This window comes from Limnohabitans sp. INBF003, assembly GCF_055396645.1.
Window position 1 is genome coordinate 969,808 of record NZ_AP029222.1, and the last position, 17,973, is coordinate 987,780.

General features: G+C 60.1%; 18 protein-coding genes. 4 read left to right on the forward strand and 14 right to left on the reverse strand.

The annotated features are described in order from the left end of the window. Positions 1 to 945, reverse strand: a complete 945-nt coding sequence (locus tag ACZ5VE_RS04690; RefSeq protein ID WP_464456886.1) for an inositol monophosphatase family protein — start codon at positions 943 to 945, stop codon at positions 1 to 3. A 149-nt stretch (positions 946 to 1,094) separates the two neighbouring features. Here ACZ5VE_RS04690 and ACZ5VE_RS04695 point away from each other — a divergent pair, with 149 nt between their 5' ends. Beyond that, a complete protein-coding gene (locus ACZ5VE_RS04695) occupies positions 1,095 to 1,826 on the forward strand; it encodes an RNA methyltransferase (RefSeq protein WP_464456887.1) in 732 nt (243 codons plus the stop codon). Between the two features lie 11 nt (positions 1,827 to 1,837). Next, positions 1,838 to 2,605 carry a serine O-acetyltransferase gene (gene cysE / locus ACZ5VE_RS04700; RefSeq protein WP_464456888.1) on the forward strand — a complete coding sequence of 256 codons (768 nt, stop codon included), beginning with the start codon at positions 1,838 to 1,840 and terminating at the stop codon, positions 2,603 to 2,605. 144 nt (positions 2,606 to 2,749) lie between these two features. Here cysE and dnaG read toward each other — a convergent pair whose 3' ends face one another. Then, positions 2,750 to 4,816, reverse strand: coding sequence for a DNA primase (dnaG, locus tag ACZ5VE_RS04705; protein WP_464456889.1), 2,067 nt, complete (start codon positions 4,814 to 4,816; stop codon positions 2,750 to 2,752). Positions 4,817 to 4,929: 113 nt separating this feature from the next. Between dnaG and ACZ5VE_RS04710 the strand changes: the two genes are divergently transcribed. After that, positions 4,930 to 6,576: an acyl-CoA synthetase gene (locus ACZ5VE_RS04710; protein WP_464456890.1), complete on the forward strand. Its 1,647-nt coding sequence runs from the start codon at positions 4,930 to 4,932 to the stop codon at positions 6,574 to 6,576. Positions 6,577 to 6,689: 113 nt separating this feature from the next. Here ACZ5VE_RS04710 and ACZ5VE_RS04715 read toward each other — a convergent pair whose 3' ends face one another. The 6 genes from ACZ5VE_RS04715 to ACZ5VE_RS04740 form a co-directional block, all read right to left on the reverse strand. After that, positions 6,690 to 6,917, reverse strand: coding sequence for a hypothetical protein (locus ACZ5VE_RS04715; protein WP_464456891.1), 228 nt, complete (start codon positions 6,915 to 6,917; stop codon positions 6,690 to 6,692). A gap of 90 nt (positions 6,918 to 7,007) precedes the next feature. Next, the gene (locus ACZ5VE_RS04720; RefSeq protein ID WP_464456892.1) at positions 7,008 to 7,556 is read right to left on the reverse strand and encodes an NUDIX hydrolase; all 549 of its coding nucleotides are present in this window, start codon (positions 7,554 to 7,556) and stop codon (positions 7,008 to 7,010) included. Between the two features lie 132 nt (positions 7,557 to 7,688). Further along, positions 7,689 to 9,005 carry a TRAP transporter large permease gene (locus ACZ5VE_RS04725; RefSeq protein WP_464456893.1) on the reverse strand — a complete coding sequence of 439 codons (1,317 nt, stop codon included), beginning with the start codon at positions 9,003 to 9,005 and terminating at the stop codon, positions 7,689 to 7,691. Further along, complete coding sequence (locus ACZ5VE_RS04730; protein WP_464456894.1) at positions 9,002 to 9,493, reverse strand: TRAP transporter small permease; 492 nt, start codon at positions 9,491 to 9,493, stop codon at positions 9,002 to 9,004. The genes ACZ5VE_RS04725 and ACZ5VE_RS04730 overlap by 4 nt, the downstream gene beginning before the upstream one ends. Before the next feature lie 131 nt (positions 9,494 to 9,624). Continuing rightward, positions 9,625 to 10,656, reverse strand: a complete 1,032-nt coding sequence (locus ACZ5VE_RS04735; RefSeq protein ID WP_464456895.1) for a TRAP transporter substrate-binding protein — start codon at positions 10,654 to 10,656, stop codon at positions 9,625 to 9,627. 145 nt (positions 10,657 to 10,801) lie between these two features. After that, a complete protein-coding gene (locus tag ACZ5VE_RS04740; RefSeq protein ID WP_464456896.1) occupies positions 10,802 to 11,497 on the reverse strand; it encodes a fumarylacetoacetate hydrolase family protein in 696 nt (231 codons plus the stop codon). A 197-nt stretch (positions 11,498 to 11,694) separates the two neighbouring features. Here ACZ5VE_RS04740 and ACZ5VE_RS04745 point away from each other — a divergent pair, with 197 nt between their 5' ends. Then, the gene (locus ACZ5VE_RS04745; RefSeq protein ID WP_464456897.1) at positions 11,695 to 12,060 is read left to right on the forward strand and encodes a MarR family winged helix-turn-helix transcriptional regulator; all 366 of its coding nucleotides are present in this window, start codon (positions 11,695 to 11,697) and stop codon (positions 12,058 to 12,060) included. A gap of 28 nt (positions 12,061 to 12,088) precedes the next feature. Here the strand turns inward: ACZ5VE_RS04745 and ACZ5VE_RS04750 are convergent, their stop codons facing one another. The 6 genes from ACZ5VE_RS04750 to trxA form a co-directional block, all read right to left on the reverse strand. Further along, a complete protein-coding gene (locus ACZ5VE_RS04750; RefSeq protein WP_464456898.1) occupies positions 12,089 to 12,391 on the reverse strand; it encodes an antibiotic biosynthesis monooxygenase family protein in 303 nt (100 codons plus the stop codon). Positions 12,392 to 12,471: 80 nt separating this feature from the next. After that, entirely contained in the window at positions 12,472 to 13,833 is a 1,362-nt protein-coding gene (locus ACZ5VE_RS04755; RefSeq protein WP_464456899.1) for an MATE family efflux transporter, read from the reverse strand. A 3-nt stretch (positions 13,834 to 13,836) separates the two neighbouring features. Beyond that, positions 13,837 to 15,570, reverse strand: coding sequence for a hypothetical protein (locus ACZ5VE_RS04760; protein ID WP_464456900.1), 1,734 nt, complete (start codon positions 15,568 to 15,570; stop codon positions 13,837 to 13,839). 117 nt (positions 15,571 to 15,687) lie between these two features. After that, a complete protein-coding gene (locus ACZ5VE_RS04765) occupies positions 15,688 to 15,951 on the reverse strand; it encodes a type B 50S ribosomal protein L31 (protein WP_100117605.1) in 264 nt (87 codons plus the stop codon). Positions 15,952 to 16,036: 85 nt separating this feature from the next. Beyond that, positions 16,037 to 17,299 (reverse strand): transcription termination factor Rho, encoded by a 1,263-nt coding sequence (gene rho / locus ACZ5VE_RS04770; RefSeq protein ID WP_464456901.1) that lies wholly within the window; start codon positions 17,297 to 17,299, stop codon positions 16,037 to 16,039. Between the two features lie 243 nt (positions 17,300 to 17,542). Beyond that, complete coding sequence (trxA, locus tag ACZ5VE_RS04775) at positions 17,543 to 17,875, reverse strand: thioredoxin TrxA (RefSeq protein WP_464456902.1); 333 nt, start codon at positions 17,873 to 17,875, stop codon at positions 17,543 to 17,545. Positions 17,876 to 17,973: the final 98 nt, after the last annotated feature.

The window sequence follows — 17,973 nt, forward strand, 5'->3', positions numbered from 1 at the left end:
TTAAAACGGGGCGTCTTTGGGTTCAGAGCCGTCGGCGGGGTCGGCTGCGACCTCGGCTTCAGGTTCATCGCTGTCCGAGGCGCGGTCGCGGCTCAGGGTTTCGATGGCGGTGCGCACAGCCGCTTTGTCGCCTGCGCTGGCGAATTTGCTGTACTTGCCCAAGATGGTGACCAACTGGCCATAGATGCGCGGCGCACCGGCCAGGCATTCTTTTTGTTCCAGGAAGTCCGACTCGCCGGTGAAGTTGCCAATCAGGCCACCGGCTTCGGTGACCAGCAGCGAGCCCGCAGCCACATCCCAAGGCGACAGACCGGTTTCAAAGAAACCGTCGGTGAAGCCTGCGGCCACATAGGCCAGGTCCAGTGCGGCAGAACCCGGGCGGCGCAGGCCTGCGGTGCGTTGCATCACGTCGCCCATCATGCGCAGGTACTGGTTGAAGTTGTCGCCCTTGCGGAAGGGGAAACCGGTGGAAATGATGCATTCCTGCAGGCGGATGCGCTTGCTCACGCGCAGGCGGCGGTCGTTCATGAACGCGCCACGGCCTTTGGTGGCGGTGAACAGGTCGTTGCGGGTGGGGTCGTAAATGACGGCTTGCTCGATCTTGCCGCGCACTTGCAGGGCAATGCTCACGCAGTAAACAGGAAAGCCGTGGATGAAGTTGGTCGTGCCGTCCAGGGGGTCGATGATCCAGATGTGGTCAGCGAGCGGGTTGCCGTGCTGGCTGCCCGATTCTTCGGCCAGGATGCCGTGGTCGGGGTAGGCGGTCAACAGGGTGTCGATGATGACTTTTTCACTCGCGTGGTCGATTTCGGTGACGAAATCGTTGACTTGTTTTTGCGAGATGCGAACCGCTTCAACGTCGAGCGCAGCACGGTTGATGATGGCGCCAGCGGCGCGCGCAGCCTTGATGGCCACGTTGAGCATGGGGTGGAGATTGGACGACATAAATTGTTTGAAGAACCTGGCTAGCCCACGCACGATCGCGATGGCGAAGCGGGCATTTTCTCATGAAAAACGGGTGTATTCGTCATTTTGGCGTCATGAAGCGCATGTCTCGCGCCGGTAGGGGGTGTCTCAGCATGGACAATCGGGGCATGAAAACCCGATTCATCCTGATAGAAACCAGCCACGCCGGCAACGTGGGCGCCGCCGCCCGGGCCCTGAAAGTCATGGGCTTTGACGAGCTGGTGCTGGTGGCCCCGCGCTGGCCCAATGTGCTGCGCAAAGAAGAAACCATCCAGCGGGCCAGCGGGGCCAACGACGTGCTGGCCAAGGCCCGCGTGGTTGACACCTTGGACGAAGCCCTGGATGGCGTGACCCACTTGTGCGCCACGGCCATGACACCGCGTGACTTTGGCCCGCCCACCCGCTCACCCCGAGAGCACTTCGCCGAGCTGACGAAACCGGGGGCAGCTGAGCAGTGCGTGGCTTTTTTGTTTGGCTCCGAGCGTTTCGGCATGAAAAACGAGGACGTTTACCGTTGCCATGTGGCGCTGTCGATTCCCACCAATCCGCAGTTTGGCTCGCTCAACCTGGGCTCGGCCATTCAGGTGATCGCCTACGACTGGCGTGTGGCGTTGGGTGGTTTCCCGGTGCAGGATGCCGTGCCGCCCGCCGACAAAGCCGACGCGCAGCAGGTGGCGGGCATGCTCGGCCATTGGGAGCAGGCTTTGACCGACATCGGTTTTCTGGACCCGGCCGCGCCCAAAAAGCTCATGCCGCGCCTGAACCAGTTGTTCAACCGGGCCGACTTGAGTCCGGAAGAAATCCACATCCTGCGCGGGGTGGCCAAGGCCATGATCCAAAACGCCAGCGGCAAGCGATAGACTCAAAGCCTATGTTTTCTCGCCTTCGCTCCGACATCCAATGCATCCTTGACCGGGACCCCGCTGCCCGTACCGCTTGGGAGGTGCTGACCTGCTACCCGGGCCTGCATGCTTTGGTGCTGCACCGCCGGGCGCACTGGTGCTGGAACCACGGCTTCAAGTGGCTGGGGCGCTTCATTTCGCATGTGTCGCGCGGCCTGACCGGCATCGAAATTCACCCCGGGGCCAAGATCGGTGAGCGGGTTTTCTTCGACCACGCCATGGGCGTGGTGGTGGGAGAGACGGCCGAGATTGGCGACGGCTGCACGATTTACCAGGGCGTCACGCTGGGCGGGACATCGCTCTACAAAGGCGCCAAACGTCACCCGACGCTGGGCCGCGATGTCGTGGTCAGTGCCGGGGCCAAAGTGCTGGGCGGCTTTGAGGTGGGTGATGGGGCCAAGATCGGCAGCAATGCGGTGGTCATCAAGCCGGTGCCTGCCGGGGCCACGGCCGTGGGCATTCCGGCGCGCATCATCCCGTCCAAAGCGGGTGAGAGCGCCGATGTGTCGGGCACTGAGCGCAAGTTCACGGCCTATGGCATCACGCAAGACGATGATCCGGTCAGTCAGGCGCTGCGTGGTTTGATCGACAACGCTGCCGGGCAGGAACACCAGATCGCCATGATCTGGAAGGCCCTGGAGCAGCTGTGTGCTCAGCAGCAGGTACAAATGCCGGGCGATGCGGCGACCAGCGAAACCTTTGAGGCCGACAAGCTCAACCAGCTGCTGGACAAGTGAGCGCTGCCTGACAGCGCTGTGTGGGAGGCTGCCACTGTGGCCGAAATCAGGCTGGGGCTGATCAGGCATTCGCGAGCAGGGGCTCGCTCCCACTTCAGAAGGGCTGCAGGTATTTTGTGGGAGGCCGCCCCTGCGGCCGAATCGTTATTGGGCAGCTTGCAAGGCTGCAGCTGCCGCCATCAGGGCTTTGCGGCGTTGGTGCAGGCTGCGCCAGCGTTGCTGGGCTTCGGGGTCTTGTCCTGTAGTGGCTTGTGCCAAGGCTTCGGTTTCGAGCTGTTTGAGGCGATCGATCATCAGCATGTTGAGCAGACGCCGCAGCTCTTGCCGTGCCTCTTGCGGGTCGGGCGGGGTGGTGTCTTCGCTGCCAGCCACCGCGTTCAGTTTGTCTTGCGCCATCCAGCGGCTGGCGTCTTCAACAAAGGGCTGGTCTTGCATGTGCGCCTGCAAAGTGGACCAACCCAACGCCCCTTGTTCATGAAACTGCGACTCGAGCCACGCAAACAATGGCCCGTGAGGTGCGGGCAAGGCACAAAGCATGGCGTGGTCTTCTCCGGCCAGCGTTTCCCACAGCGCCATGTTGCCCAGCAACAGCCGGGCAGCGTGGTCGGCTCGGCTGGCGGGCACGGTGCGGGGGCCCGTGAAGACAGGGGCCTGGTCGCGCTTGTAGCGGCTGTTGCCAAATTTGCTGTTGGGCGTCCAGTTGGGGTTTTTGCGTTGCCAGTTGTTGCCGCCTGCGCTGTTGTAAGCGCCGCCATAAGCGGGGGGCTCGCCATAGTGGGGCTCGAACGTGTGGTGTTCATCACCGCCTGCGCTGGTGGCTTGGCTGAAGGCCGCGTTGGCGGTTTGGCTTGACGAGGCAGCTGTGGCAGCACTGTAGCTGCGCGCACCGGGCGCAAAGCGCTGGTCGCTGGCCGCTTGTTGGCCCCACAGTTTTTCGAGTCCGGCGGTTTCCAGCTGGATCAATTGCGCCAGCTCCGACAGCAGTTGCTGTTTGAGCGCACCTTCGGGCAGCAATTGCCACAAGGGCCTGGCCTGACTGGACAAACGCGCCCGGCCTTCGGCGCTTTGCAGGTCGCAATCGGCGCTGGCCGCTTCGATCAAAAAGCGCGACAGCGGCATGGCCTGCTTGATCTGCTCGGCAAACGCCTCTTGACCAAACTCGCGCACATAGCTGTCCGGATCGTGCTCGGCGGGCAAAAACAAAAACTTGATGCTGCGCACATCGGTGGCGTAGGGCAGGGCGCCGTCGAGGGCCTTGCGGGCGGCCCGGCGGCCTGCGCCGTCGCCGTCAAAGCTGAAGACCACCGAGTCGGTGAAACGAAACAATTTTTGCACATGGTCGGGCGTGCAAGCCGTGCCCAGCGTGGCCACGGCGTTGGCAAAACCCAGCTGGGCCAGGGCCACCACGTCCATGTAGCCCTCGGTCACCAGCACATAGCCCGCGCTGTGCAGGGCTTCACGGGCTTCGTACAGACCGTACAGCTCGCGGCCTTTATGGAACACCGGGGTTTCGGGCGAGTTCAGGTATTTGGGTGTGCCGCTGCCAATCACCCGGCCGCCAAAGCCGATGCATTCGCCCTTGATGTTGCGGATCGGGAACATGATGCGGTCGCGAAAGCGGTCGTAGCGCTTGTCGTCTTCTTCGTTGACGATGACCAGGCCACTTTCCGCCAGCAGCGGGTCGTCGTATTTGGGGAAGATGCTGGCCAGCGAGCGCCAGCCTTCGGGCGCGTAGCCCAAGCCAAAGCGTTTGGCGATCTGGCCAGACAGGCCACGACCTTTCAGATACTCGACGGCGCGGGGGGTGATCTTGAGCTGTTCGCGGTAGGCGTCTCCGGCCTTTTCCAGCACATCGCTCAGGCTGTCTTGTTTGGCTTTTTGGGCGGCGGCTTTGGCACGGTCTTCGGGCAATTGTTGTTCTTCGGGCACCACCATGCCGGTTTGCTGGGCCAGGTCTTTCACGGCCTCAATGAAGGTCATGCCCGCATGCTCCATCAGGAAACCAATGGCGTTGCCGTTTTTGCCGCAGCCAAAGCAGTGGAAAAACTGTTTGGTGGGGCTGACGCTGAAGCTGGGGGACTTTTCGCCATGGAAAGGGCACAGGCCCATGAAGTTGGCGCCGCCTTTCTTGAGTTGCACGTATTTGCCCACGACCTCGACCACGTCGACGCGGGACAGCAACTCCTGGATGAAAGACTGGGGGATGGCCATCCGGCTATTTTCGCCGATAAGGTTTCGTATTCGGTCGGCTGTTGGAATTGGATTTCAGCCTGCGGTCAGGCAAATGGCATCCAATGAGACAACAACCCCCTTCAGGAGTTCTTATGGCTTCAATTTACGACCAGGATCTGCCCCAAACCCCCGCCAACCACGCGCCCATGTCGCCGCTGTCATTCATCGAGCGCACGGCCGAGGTGTATCCCCGGCGTCTGGCCATCGTGCATGGTGACTTGCGCCAGGACTGGGCCACCACCTATCGCCGCAGCCGCCAGCTGGCCAGTGCGCTGGCGCAGGCAGGCATTGGCAAGAACGACACGGTGGCCGTGATGCTGCCCAACACGCCCCCGATGGTGGAGGCGCACTTTGGCATCCCGATGGCCGGTGCGGTGCTCAATGCGCTCAACACCCGTCTGGACTCGGAAACCATCGCCTTCATGCTGGACCACGGCGAAGCCAAGGCGGTGATCGTGGACCCTGAGTTTTCGGGCACTCTGAAAAAAGCGCTGGCCCTGCGCCAAGCCAAAACCCCCTTGTTGGTGGTGGATGTGGAAGATGCGCTTTACACCGGCCCGGCTGAAAAGATCGGCGCCCTCACTTATGAGGCTTTTGTGGCCAGCGGCGATGCCGAATTTGCCTGGAGCCTGCCGGCCGATGAGTGGGATGCGATTGCGCTGAACTACACCAGCGGCACCACCGGCAACCCCAAGGGCGTGGTCTACCACCACCGGGGCGCGGCGACCAACGCGATCTCGAACATTCTGGAATGGGACATGCCCAAGCACGCGGCCTATTTGTGGACGCTGCCGATGTTCCACTGCAACGGCTGGTGCTTTCCCTGGACACTGGCGGCCCGTGCAGCGGTCAACGTGTGCCTGCGCCGGGTTGAGGCGCAGGCGATTTTTGACGCCATTCGCAACCACGGCGTGACGCATTACTGCGGGGCGCCCATCGTGCACGGCCTGCTGGTCAACGCACCGGCGGCCATGAAGGCGGGCGTGCCTGCGGGCGTCAAGGCCATGGTGGCGGGCGCGGCCCCTCCGGCTTCGATGATCGAGGGCATGGAAGAAATGGGCTTTGATTTGACCCATGTCTATGGCCTGACTGAGGTGTACGGCCCGGCCACGGTCTGTGCCAAACACGACGAATGGGATGCGCTGGACATTGGCGAGCGGGCCCGCCTCAACGCCCGCCAAGGCGTGCGTTACCACCTGGAGCGCGATGTGCGTGTGCTGAACCCTGAAACCATGCAGCCCGTGCCCCAGGACGGCGAGACCATGGGCGAGATCATGTTCAAGGGCAACATCGCCATGAAGGGTTATCTGAAAAACCCCAAGGCCACGCAAGAGGCTTTTGCCGGCGGCTGGTTCCACAGTGGTGACTTGGCCGTGCAATACCCCGACGGCTACATCAAGATCAAGGACCGCAGCAAGGACATCATCATCTCGGGCGGCGAAAACATCTCGTCCATCGAGGTGGAAGACGTGCTGTATCGCCACCCCGATGTGCTGGCCGCAGCCGTGGTGGCCAAGCCCGATGCGCGCTGGGGCGAGACGCCTTGCGCCTTTGTGGAGCTCAAAGCCGGGGCCCAGACCACGCCGGAGCAGATCGTGGCGCATTGCAAGCTGCACCTGGCGGGCTTCAAGGTGCCGCGGGCGGTGGTGTTTGGCGAGTTGCCCAAGACCAGCACCGGCAAGATTCAAAAGTTTGAATTGCGCAAATTGGCAGGCTCAGCCCAAGCCATTGATGTGTGATGCGTGATGACAGGCTGGGTCAGCCTGTCGCCCCAAAAACAAAGGCCACCCGAAGGTGGCCTTTGTTTTTCAAGTCTGAATTTGTCAGACGAGAAATGAAGAATCTGAGCCGATTACTTGGCTTTGCTCTTCTTGGATTTTTTGCTTTTCTTGGTGGCCTTGTGGGCCGCTTTTTTCTTGGGCTGAGCTTCGGCTTTAGGGGCTGCTGCTGGCGCAGGTGCAACGGCCGGGGCGGCGGTCACAGCGGGGGCCGCAGCTGGTGCGGGCGCTGGTGCAGCAGTTTGGGCCATGGCGGCGGCAGCCAGCAAGCTGCTCAGAACGGTTGTGATGGTCTTGATCATGCGAAGCCTTTGGAAATCCGGTGAAAGTAAAAAAATACAACCGCATTATGGGAGTTCGTCGGCGTGTTTTGGGTCAGGCCCATTGATTTTTTACGCGATGTCAAAGGCGTGGGTGCCAAAGTGTCCTGCGCGCCGATCCGCAAAGTAGTGTTCCAGCGTTTCCTTGACAGTTCTGAACGCCAATTCGTCCCAGGGAATCTCGTCCTCTCTGAACAGCCGCGCTTCCATGGTTTCATGGCCGGGGTCAAACACATCGCTGGTGAGGCGGGCACGGTAATACAAGTGCACCTGCCCCACGCGGGCCACGCTCATCACGGTGAACAGGTCTTCCATGATGAACTGCGCGCCAGCTTCCTCGGTGGTCTCTCGGGCAGCGCCTTCTGAGGTGGATTCGCCCAGTTCCATGAAGCCTGCGGGCAGGGTCCATTTGCCCTTGCGGGGTTCGATGTTGCGCTTGCACAGCAAGACCTGATCGCCCCATGCGGGCACGGTCCCCACCACGTTCAGGGGGTTTTCATAGTGCACGGTGTGGCAGGCTGTGCAGATGGCGCGCTCGCGGGTGTCGCCGTCGTCCGGCAAGCGGCGTGCCACCAGGGCACCGCATTGGCGGCAATGTCGAATGGTGCGGTCAAACATCATGGAGGAAGCTCAAGGTGTGTGGATGTATTGTGCGTTTGGCAAGGCCTGAGTCTAACCATTTCGCCATGAAAAAAGCCCCCGGGGTGAACCACGGAGGCTTTGCAGCACAGCGACCCGGATCAGGTCATCTGGTCAGGTCAGGTACTGAATCAGGAACAACGAGATGCCAGGGAAGAACAACAGCAGCAAGGTGCGGATGGTGTCGCTGATCAGGAAAGGCATGATGCCTTTGTAGCTTTCGCTCAGCGGCACATCCTTGGCCATGCCGTTGACCACATACACGTTCAGTCCCACCGGCGGTGCCAGCATGCCAAAGCCCACCGTCATCAGCACCATGATGCCGAACCAGATGGCGGTGTGTTCCGGAGTCATGCCGAAGTCGAGCTTCATGATGATCGGGAAGAAGATTGGGATGGTCAGCAGCAGCATGGACAGCTCGTCCATCACCGCACCCAGCACCACATACAGCAGCAAGATGCCACCCACGACCATCAACGGTGCCAGGTTCATCGCCACCACCATTTCAGCCAATTGGCCGGGCACCTGGGTGCGGGCCAAGGCCGCGTTCATCACGTCCGCACCCATGAAGATCATGAAAATCATGGCCGAGCTGATGGCCGTCGCATGGAAGCACTTGAGGAACTTGCCCCAGGTCAATTCGCGTTTGAGCAAAGCCGCCACAAAGGTGGATGCGGCACCGACGGCTGCGCCCTCAGTGGGGGTGAAAAAGCCCGCATAGATGCCACCGAACACGATGACGAAGATGGTGGCAATCGGCAGGATGCCCTTGAGCGATTCGAAAGTCAGTTTTTCACGGTCTTCCTGATCGGGCGCCTGGCCAGGCACCACGCGCACATAAATGGCAATCGCGATCATGTAGCCGACCATGGCGATGATGCCGGGCATCATGGCGGCCGCAAACAGCTTGGCGATGTTTTGTTCGGTCAGGATGGCGTAGATCACCAGCGGCACCGACGGGGGAATCAAGATGCCCAAGGTGCCGCCAGCGGCCAGCGTGCCGGTGGCCAGACGGCCCGAATAACCGTGGCGTTTCATTTCAGGCAAAGCCACACCGGTGATGGTGGCGGCCGTGGCTACAGAGGAACCGCAGATCGCACCAAACGCGCCGCAGGCGAGCACAGCACCCATGGCCAAACCGCCTTTGAAACGGCCCATGACCGCTGCGGCAAACTGGAACAAGGCCTTGCTGATGCCGCCCTGGGTGGCAAAGTGGCCCATCAGAATGAACAGGGGAATCACCGACAGGTCGTAGTTGGCCAGTCGGGCGAAGGCGAGGTTGTTCAGGAAATTCAAAAAGGGCTGCACGCCTGTCTGCAGGATGAAGCCAGCGGCACCCGCCAGGAACATGGCGCCCGCGATGGGCACGCGCACCACCATGAGCAGCAGCATGATGCCGAAAATCAGCAAAGCCAGGGTAATCGGGGTCATGACGTGGCCTTATCGTTATTTTCAAATTTGGAGAGCGCTTGCATGGCCGCAATGAAGGCGGTGATGCCGAACGGAATGCTCATGCTGGTGAAGACGATCCAGTCGGGAAAGCCCAGCAACATGGAGGCGCCCATGGTTTCCTTGGCATTGATGGCCGCAGCGCCGCAGCGCCATGACAGCAAAATGAAAATCACGGTCATGAACAGGTCGCCCAGTCGGTCGAGCCGGAAGTTGAAGGCTTCACTGCGGTTGGCCGTGAAGAAGTCCACGATGATGTTCTCTCGCTTGAATTGGCAAATGGGCATGAACAGCGCAATGGCCGCACCTGCGCCCACGCCGGTCAGCTCGAAGTCACCGATCAGTGCGGTATCAAAGACGTTGCGCCCGATCAGGCTGTAACAGGTCATCAGCATCAAGCCGGTCATGACCAGACCGCCCAATATGCTGCAGAGACGGGCCAGCCGCTCCAGTGAATTTGAAAACATCATGGTGTTTGCAGGGTGTAAATGAAAATGAAATCGAGGTGCATGTCGGCAAGTCACTCATGCGCTTGAGCGGTACCTATAAAAAAACCTGAGCAGACCGCACAGGGGCTGCTCAGGTTGTTTTTGTCGCGCGTTTACTTGGTGTATTGCTTGATCAGGTCGGTGGCTGTTTGCAGCATGCCTTTGCCGTCAAAACCTTTGCCGGTCATGTCGGCCACCCAGGCATCGTCCAGCGCGTCGGTGGCTTTTTTCCACTTTTCGAGTTCTGGCTTGGGGATGATGCTGATTTTCTGGTTGGCCGAGGCTTCAAACACCTTTTTGCCAGGAACGTCAGCACCGGCTTGGGTTTTGCCCAGGAAAGCCGACAGTTCGCGGCCCGAGTTCTTGTCGATGACCGCTTTCAGGTCGGCTGGCAGCGAGTCGTATTTGGCCTTGTTCATGGGCACCACGAACACGGTGGTGTACAGCGCGTTGTAGCTGCGGTCGGTCTCGGCCGTGAAGTTGGTCAATTCGTTGACCTTCAGGCCTGGCGCCACTTCGTAGGGGATCACAGCACCGTCGATCACGCCTTTGGACAGGGCTTCTGGCACCTGCGGCACGGGCATGGCCACAGGGGTGGCACCCATCATGGCGACCATTTTGTTGACCTGACGCGTCGGCGCGCGCACTTTCAGGCCCTTGAGGTCGGCCATGGTGTGAACCGCTTTGTTCTTGGTGTAGATGTTGCCTGGGCCGTGTACGTGAATGGCCAGCATCTTGACGTCCTTGAAGTCATCCTGTGCGTACTTCTGGCCAAAGTCCCAGGCTGCGCGGCTGGTGGCCTCGGCATTGGTCATCATGAAGGGCAGCTCGAACACTTCCAGCTTGGCCAGCTTGGGGGTGTAGGCCTGCAGAGTCCAGGCCACGTCGATCACGCCATCGCGTGCTTGTTCATACAGCTGCACAGGCGTGCCACCCAATTGCATGGCCGGGAAGATGTCGCACTTGAGTCGGTCTTTGGAGTCGCGTGCAATGTTTTTGCACCAGTCGCCCATCATGGTGGTGTGCTGGACGGATTGTGGGCCGAGGAAGTGGTGAACCTTGAGGGTCACGGTTTGGGCGTGGACGCCAAAACCCACGGCCAGCAATCCAGCGGCCAGAGCGGTTTGTTTCAAGAGGTTTTTCACAGGATCGTCTCCTTTGTGTTTGTAAAAGGGGGTATTAACCAACCGCCTGGTTGGTTAATTGCACAAAACATGAATTATGTTGCAAGATTTCCGGGATTAAATAAGGGTAAACGCGCGTTTTTAATCTTTGGTGCACTTTCGTTCATCATTTGACGGTGATTTGAAGGCTGCCCAAGCCTGCCACTTGGCCCACCAGGACGTCTCCTGCGACCACGGCTGCCACGCCTTCCGGTGTGCCTGTGTAAATCAGGTCGCCGGGTTGGAGTTCCCAAGCGGCAGACAGGTGTTCGATGGTTTCGGCCACATTCCAGATCAATTTCGCGACGTTGCTGCGCTGGCGATCCGCGCCGTTGACTTGCAGACTGATCTCGGCGTTGTTCATATCACCGGCTTGGGCAATGGGGGTGATGGGGCCAATCGGGGCTGAATGGTCAAAGGCTTTGCCAATGCACCAGGGACGACCTTGTTTTTTCATCTCGTTTTGCAAGTCACGGCGTGTCATGTCCAGACCCACGGCGTAACCATAGATGTGTTGGGCGGCATCGGCCGCCAAAATGTTGCGTCCGCCAGTGCCGATGGCCACGACCAACTCGATTTCGTGGTGCAGATTTTGCGTCAGGCTGGGGTAGGGCATTTGCCCGGTTTGGCCCGCTTCGACCACCACCAAGCTGTCGGTGGGTTTCAGAAAGAAGAAAGGAGGCTCACGACCGGTGAAGCCCATTTCTTTGGCGTGTTCTTCGTAATTGCGGCCCACACAATAAATGCGGTGCACCGGAAAGCGTTCGGGCTGGCCCAGGACCGGCACGGACACAGTGGGCGTTGGGGAAAAAACAAAACTCATGAAGCACTTTCGGAAGTGGAAGATGTGAGGGATAAGTTAAAAATTTTGCTAAGCGCGCTTACTATAGGAGCCTGCACCAGGACAGAGACTGGTGATAACCCTGTATTTGATGGAGAGCCCCTGAAATGACCCACAGCTTTGATTTGAATGCAGCGCCGGGGCATCTTATTAGGCGAGCACACCAAATCTCTGTGGCGATGTTCACTGCGCACTTGTCGGCAGCCGATGTCACGCCGGTGCAATTTGCCATTTTGAACGCGTTGCTGGACAGCCCCGGCATTGACCAGATCACGCTGGCCAAGCGGGTCGCTTTTGATCCGGCAACCTCGGGCTCGGTGATTGGGCGTTTGGAGAGCAAGGGCTGGGTCGCACGCCGTGCCGACGAGACGGATCGACGCCGCAAGTTGCTGGTGTTGACTCCTTCTGGTTTGGAGGCATTGGCGCGCATGCAGGCCGATGTGGCGCGGGTTCAGGCCGACATTTTGTCGCCGCTGGCCCCGCACGAGCAAGCGCAATTCATGCACTTGCTCACCCAGTTGGTGGCCGGTCACGAAACGCCTTGATTCCGATGGGATGCCTTGGCCTGTGCCTTCACACGGACTTGGATGCCAGCTCAAAGTGCTCCACGTGGGGTGGTGCCGCGAAAAACGGGCCCACGATGGCGCGCCATTCCGTGAAGAGGGCGGATTCCCGAAAACCCACGGTGTGGTCTTCCAGGGTGTCCCAGAAAATTTGCAGCACATAGCGTTCGGGGTTTTCAATGCCGCGGTTGACTTTGCTGCCCTGAAAACCCTTGGCTTTGCACGCCACGGTGTTCAAGCCGAGTTCAATGGCTTTTTCAAATGCAGCTTGCTGACCGGGGTGGATACGGATGTCGGCGAGTTCGAGGATCATGGTGGGATTCGGGTCCAAGTGAGTTGAGCCCTAACCTTAACGCATCCCGGTGTCTGAAAAATGGGTTCGGGGCCTATCGTTTACACCGTGGTGGTTGGGGTGTGCTGAGGCCGTGAGGCATGCCAGACCAAGGCGGCAAACAGCAAAGACACCAGCGCCAGTGCCGCTGTGCTGGTGATCCAGAATGTGTCCACGCTGGCACGCATGGGCCAGCCCGCCCAATTGATGCCTTGATAGGCCCAGCGGTATCCGCCATACAAGCCCACACCCCAGAGAAGCGCCGTATAAACCATCAGCGGCAGCACTGTGATGCGGTAACAACGCAAAAGACAGGCGCACACGGCTTGCACCGCATCGGCCAGGTGGTAAAGCGCCACCCAGCCTAGCCAGACGGTTGCCGCTTGCACCACACGCGGGTCATTGCTGAACGCATTGGCCAAGGTGTCGCGGCCGATGAACAAGAGCGCCGCCCCGAACCATGCCGCGCCAATGGCCAGACCGATCCCCATGCCGGCTGCGCGGCGCGCCTTGTGTGCTTGTCCCGCCCCAAGCCAATAGCCAGTGCGTGCGCTGCTGGCAATGCCCAAGGCCAGCGGCACCATGTACAAGACGGCGGCCAGACTGGCGGCAATTTGGTGGCTGGCCAAGGCCACAGCCCCCAGCCTTGCGATGAACAAGGCCATCAAGGTGAACGACGTCACCTCCACCATGATGGACAAACCGGCAGGCACGCCCAAGGCCAGGAAACGCCGAAGCACGGGCCAGTCGGGTTTTTCGGGGCGCTTCCACAAACGGTAGGGTTGGTAAATGTCTTGCGTGCGCAACAGCCACAGGCCCGACAGCAACATGCATGTGTTGACCATCAATGTGGCCCAGGCGCAGCCCACCACCCCCATCCCGGCCAAACCCGCGCCACCAAATGTCAATGCAAACGACAGCGGCACCTTGACCAGCAAGGCCCCCGCCTGCAACCAGGTCACCAAACGGGGATGCCCCAGGCTTTGGTTGAGCGTGCTGTACATGCGAAACAGCAGCGAGGGCACCAAGGCCAACGCCAGGATGCGCAAATAAGCCCGAACATCGGGCCAGAGTTCTTCGGGCACTTCGGTGGCCGACAGCCAAAGGTCTGGAAACCACAAGCCGCTGATGCCGATCACGGCGGCACCGGCAGCAATGTAGAGCGCCTGCCGCACCGAGCGCCCCACCTCCGCTTGGCGGCCCCCACCATGCAGTTCAGCCCAAACGGGCAGCAAAGCTTGCAGCAGGCCGTTCAAGGCCACATAAATGCTGATGTAAATGGACGAGGCCAAAGACAAAACCGCCAATGCCTGAGGGCTGTACCGGCCCGCGATCAAAGTGTCGGCGATGCCAAAGGACATCACGGCCAGCTGCCCTACCAACACGGTGCCGGCATGGCGGGCGATGGTGCGCAGCTCGGACATGGCTCAGTTCGAAGGCTTGTCGGAAGGCATTTTCAGGCCTGTCGCCGGACGGTAAACGAGCAGCGTTTCGTCTTTGTCGGTGGGCCGCTTGATGGCGGCCTCTTCAACCCAGCCGAGCGACTGGATCTTTGCCGACAACAAGGATCGGTTGACTTTGTCGACGATGAGCCATGGGCAGTCGGCTTGTGGTGCTTGCATGGGCATCAAGCGGGCATGGGCGTGGTACGTGAGCGCCGCTCCCTGGGCTTTGCTGATGCCAGCATATTGGAGGCAATTGGACGAGCCCGTGACCCGCGTGACTTTTTCGACCAAAGGCGCGTAGCTGCGGGCGTAGTTGAGCAGCGGCAGCCACAAGGTGGTCAACAGCAGCCAGCACAGAACGGCACCACCCGCAGGGAGCACCAGGCTTTTCCAGATGGCGGCGCGGTGGTAGCCCGTACGCCATTTGACCAATGCCCCCCAAGCGATGGTGGCGGCCAGTGCCAAGGCAAAGGCGCCGGTTGAAAATTCGGCGACAAACTCGGGGGCCAGACGGGCCACATTTCGGGCCGGTGTTGCAGGGGTGCCTGTTTGCATGGCCAACCAGACGACCCAAATGATGAGGGCGCAAAAGCTGAAAAACAGCAGCGTGAACCAGTCGATCAAGGCGCCTAGGCTGCGTTTGAGTGTGGGCAATGCCAAGGCGGCCAAAGTGGCAATGGCCGGCAATGATGTCAAAAGCGCACGGTCAGACAGGCCCGTGAACCAGGTGGCGCCGACGGTCACGGCTGCAAACCACAGCGGCAAACCCAAGTGGGGGTAACGCCAGCCGTGTGACAGTTGCCCACGCCAGCGCCACAGCGACCACAGTGCCAATGGCCAGGCGGGCCAAGTGAACCAGGCGATCAGTTTGGCCAGGACATGCAGGTCGACCATTCTGTGAGGCACCACGCGCCAGCGCCACAAATCCAGCGCGCCCGCCGTGGTGATGCACAGCAGGCAAACGAGCGCCAGCAGGCCCAAGTCGAGCATGCTCAAGCGGCGCTGCGCAGGGTCGGGCTGCGCTGTGGCGCAAATGACCGAGCCACCGATGCCCAGCCACAAAGCCAAAGTGGGGGCACCCGACAAGGTCAGGCCCAACATGCCCGCGGTGATGGCCACCGCACTTTGCAGGCGATGGCGTGTCAATGTCGCCAAGCCAAAAAACAACAAGGCCGCGAAGCACAATTGGCTGAGTGCGGGCGTGGTTTCGTGGGACAGCTGCGCCAAGCCCAGGCAGGCCAACAGCGCCAGCAAACCCCCATCGGCCATGGCGCGCGCGTAGTCGGCCGGTTTGGCCTCGCCCCCAAATGCAAACGCCACCGGCTGCGCGGCAGGGTGACGGGTCAGTGCATAGACCGCATACCAAGTGGCTGCCAGCGTGGTGATCAGCATGGCAATGAAAGGCAAGCGGGCAAAGCTGTCTTCAAACCCTGAGGGGGCCAGTCGGATAAAAGCGGCCCCCAGCCAATACGGCAGCAAGGCCAGGTTGCTGTCGGGGCTGCCCAGTAGCGTGGGCTTGAGCCAACTGACGACTTCACCCGCACCCGGTTTGGCCAGTTGCAGCATGTAGCCGAAGGCTTCAATGTCTTGCGCTTTCCAAAGGCTTCGCCCCCAGAAACCGGGTAACACATAGGCTGCGCACAACAAAAGCAAGGCCAGACGCGGCAGTCTGCGCACGGCACTTTGTGCAACGATGGCGGGAGTAGGGTGGTTCACAGGTTCAGAAGATATCAGTTCCGGAGCGTTGGGTGCAGGCGCTTGCCACAAGCTTGCGCCATGCAAAAAGGGCAGGCCGGTTGCCCGGGCTGCCCTTTTGGGGACACCAAGTGTGAATTACTTGGCGATGGTGGTCGTTTTGCCGAAACGGTTGCGGAATTTCTCCACACGGCCGCCCATGTTGTCGACCGACTTTTGTGTGCCGGTGTAGAAGGGGTGCGACTCGCTGGTCGTGTCCAGCTTGTACAGAGGCAACTCGCGACCGTCTTCCATGGTGATCATTTCTTTGGTGTTAGCGCATGAGCGGGTCACGAACTTGAAACCATTGGACATGTCCTGGAAGCAAATTTCACGGTAGTTGGGGTGAATGCCGTCTTTCATGGGAAAATCCTTTTATTTTCGCTACGGTAGCCACACTTCAGACCATCTGAGTGCACTTTCCGCAAAACCTGTCGATTATAGGGCATCAACCGCCGCGTCGCATCATGTCGAAGAATTCGGAGTTGTTCTTGGTCGCTTTCATGCTCTTCAAGACCATCTCCATCGCTTCGATTTCGTCCATGTTGTACATGAACTGACGCAAGATGCGTGTTTTTTGCAGCACTTCGGGCTGCAGCAGCAATTCTTCGCGGCGGGTACCGCTGCGGTTCAAATTGATGGCCGGGAACACGCGCTTTTCGTACAAGCGGCGCTCCAGGTGGATTTCGCAGTTGCCGGTGCCCTTGAATTCTTCAAAGATCACTTCGTCCATGCGGCTGCCGGTGTCCACCAGCGCGGTGGCGATGATGGTCAGGCTGCCGCCTTCTTCCACATTGCGGGCCGCGCCAAAGAAGCGCTTGGGGCGCTGCAGGGCGTTGGCGTCCACACCGCCGGACAGCACCTTGCCCGAGGAAGGCACCACGTTGTTGTAGGCGCGGGCCAGGCGGGTGATCGAGTCCAGCAAGATGACCACGTCTTTTTTCAGCTCGACCAGGCGCTTGGCGCGCTCGATCACCATTTCGGCCACGTGCACGTGGCGCGAAGCGGGTTCGTCAAAGGTGGACGAGATCACTTCGCCGCGCACGCTGCGCTGCATTTCGGTCACTTCTTCCGGGCGCTCATCGACCAGCAGCACCATCAGGTGCACATCAGGGTAGTTGGCGGTGATGGCGTGTGCGATCTGCTGCATCATCACCGTCTTGCCCGACTTGGGCTGCGCCACGATCAGGGCGCGCTGGCCACGGCCCAGAGGGGCAATGATGTCGATCACGCGGCTGGTGATGTTTTCTTCACCCTTGATGTCGCGCTCCAGACGCATCTGCTCTTTGGGGAACAGCGGCGTCAAGTTCTCGAACATCACCTTGTGTTTGTTGTTCTCGGGCAGGTCGTCGTTGACCTTGTCCAGCTTGGTCAGGGCAAAGTAGCGCTCGCCGTCTTTGGGGATGCGCACTTCACCTTCGATCATGTCGCCGGTGTGCAGATTGAAGCGGCGCACCTGGCTGGGGCTGATGTAGATGTCGTCGGTGCTGGCGGTGTAGCTCGAATCCGGGCTGCGCAAAAAGCCGAAACCGTCGGGCAGGATTTCCAGCACGCCGTCTGCAAAAACTTGTTCACCGGCTTTGGCGCGTTTTTTGATGATGGCAAACATCAGCTCCTGTTTGCGCATGCGGCCAGTGTTCTCGATTTCGAGCGCGTCGGCTTGCTTCAGGAGTTCGGACACATGGAGTGCCTTGAGTTCATTCAAATGCATGGATTTGGCCTGTGGCGAATCGGTCCGTCGGGGACCGTTTTCAGATAAGCGGGTGGAAATATTCAGAACCGGTTGCCGCCCGGGGTTGGGGGCTGGTGCTTCCGGCAATCAAGGCGTTGGTCCCTGTTCGGGTTGCCTTGCGGAAATTATGACAGGTTTTGAAGTGGGCCAGAAAACAAAAAACCGGGCCATGGATGCCCGGTTTTTGGGGAGTGACCTGAGCAGCTCAGGCCAAAGCCGACATCAAGCCAATTGCTGGTCGATGAAAGCGGTCAGCTGTGACTTGCTCATGGCGCCCACTTTGGTGGCCGCCAGTTGGCCGTCTTTGAAGATCATCAGCGTAGGGATGCCGCGGATACCGAACTTGGCCGGGATGTCGCGGTTGTCGTCCACGTTCATTTTGGTGATCTGGAGTTTGCCTTCGTAGGCGCCAGCCACTTCGTCGAGGATAGGGGCAATCATCTTGCAAGGGCCGCACCATTCGGCCCAGAAGTCGACCACCACCGGTTGGCTCGACTGGAGCACGTCGGCTTCGAAAGTGGCGTCGGTAATGTGTTTGATCAGATCGCTGGCCATGGCCTTTTCCTTGTGAACATTGAAGATGCGGCTAAAGTTGCAGCTATTTTGACAGAATCCCACAGCGCTCGCCTGTCGCGCAGGCGTTGCCAACACAT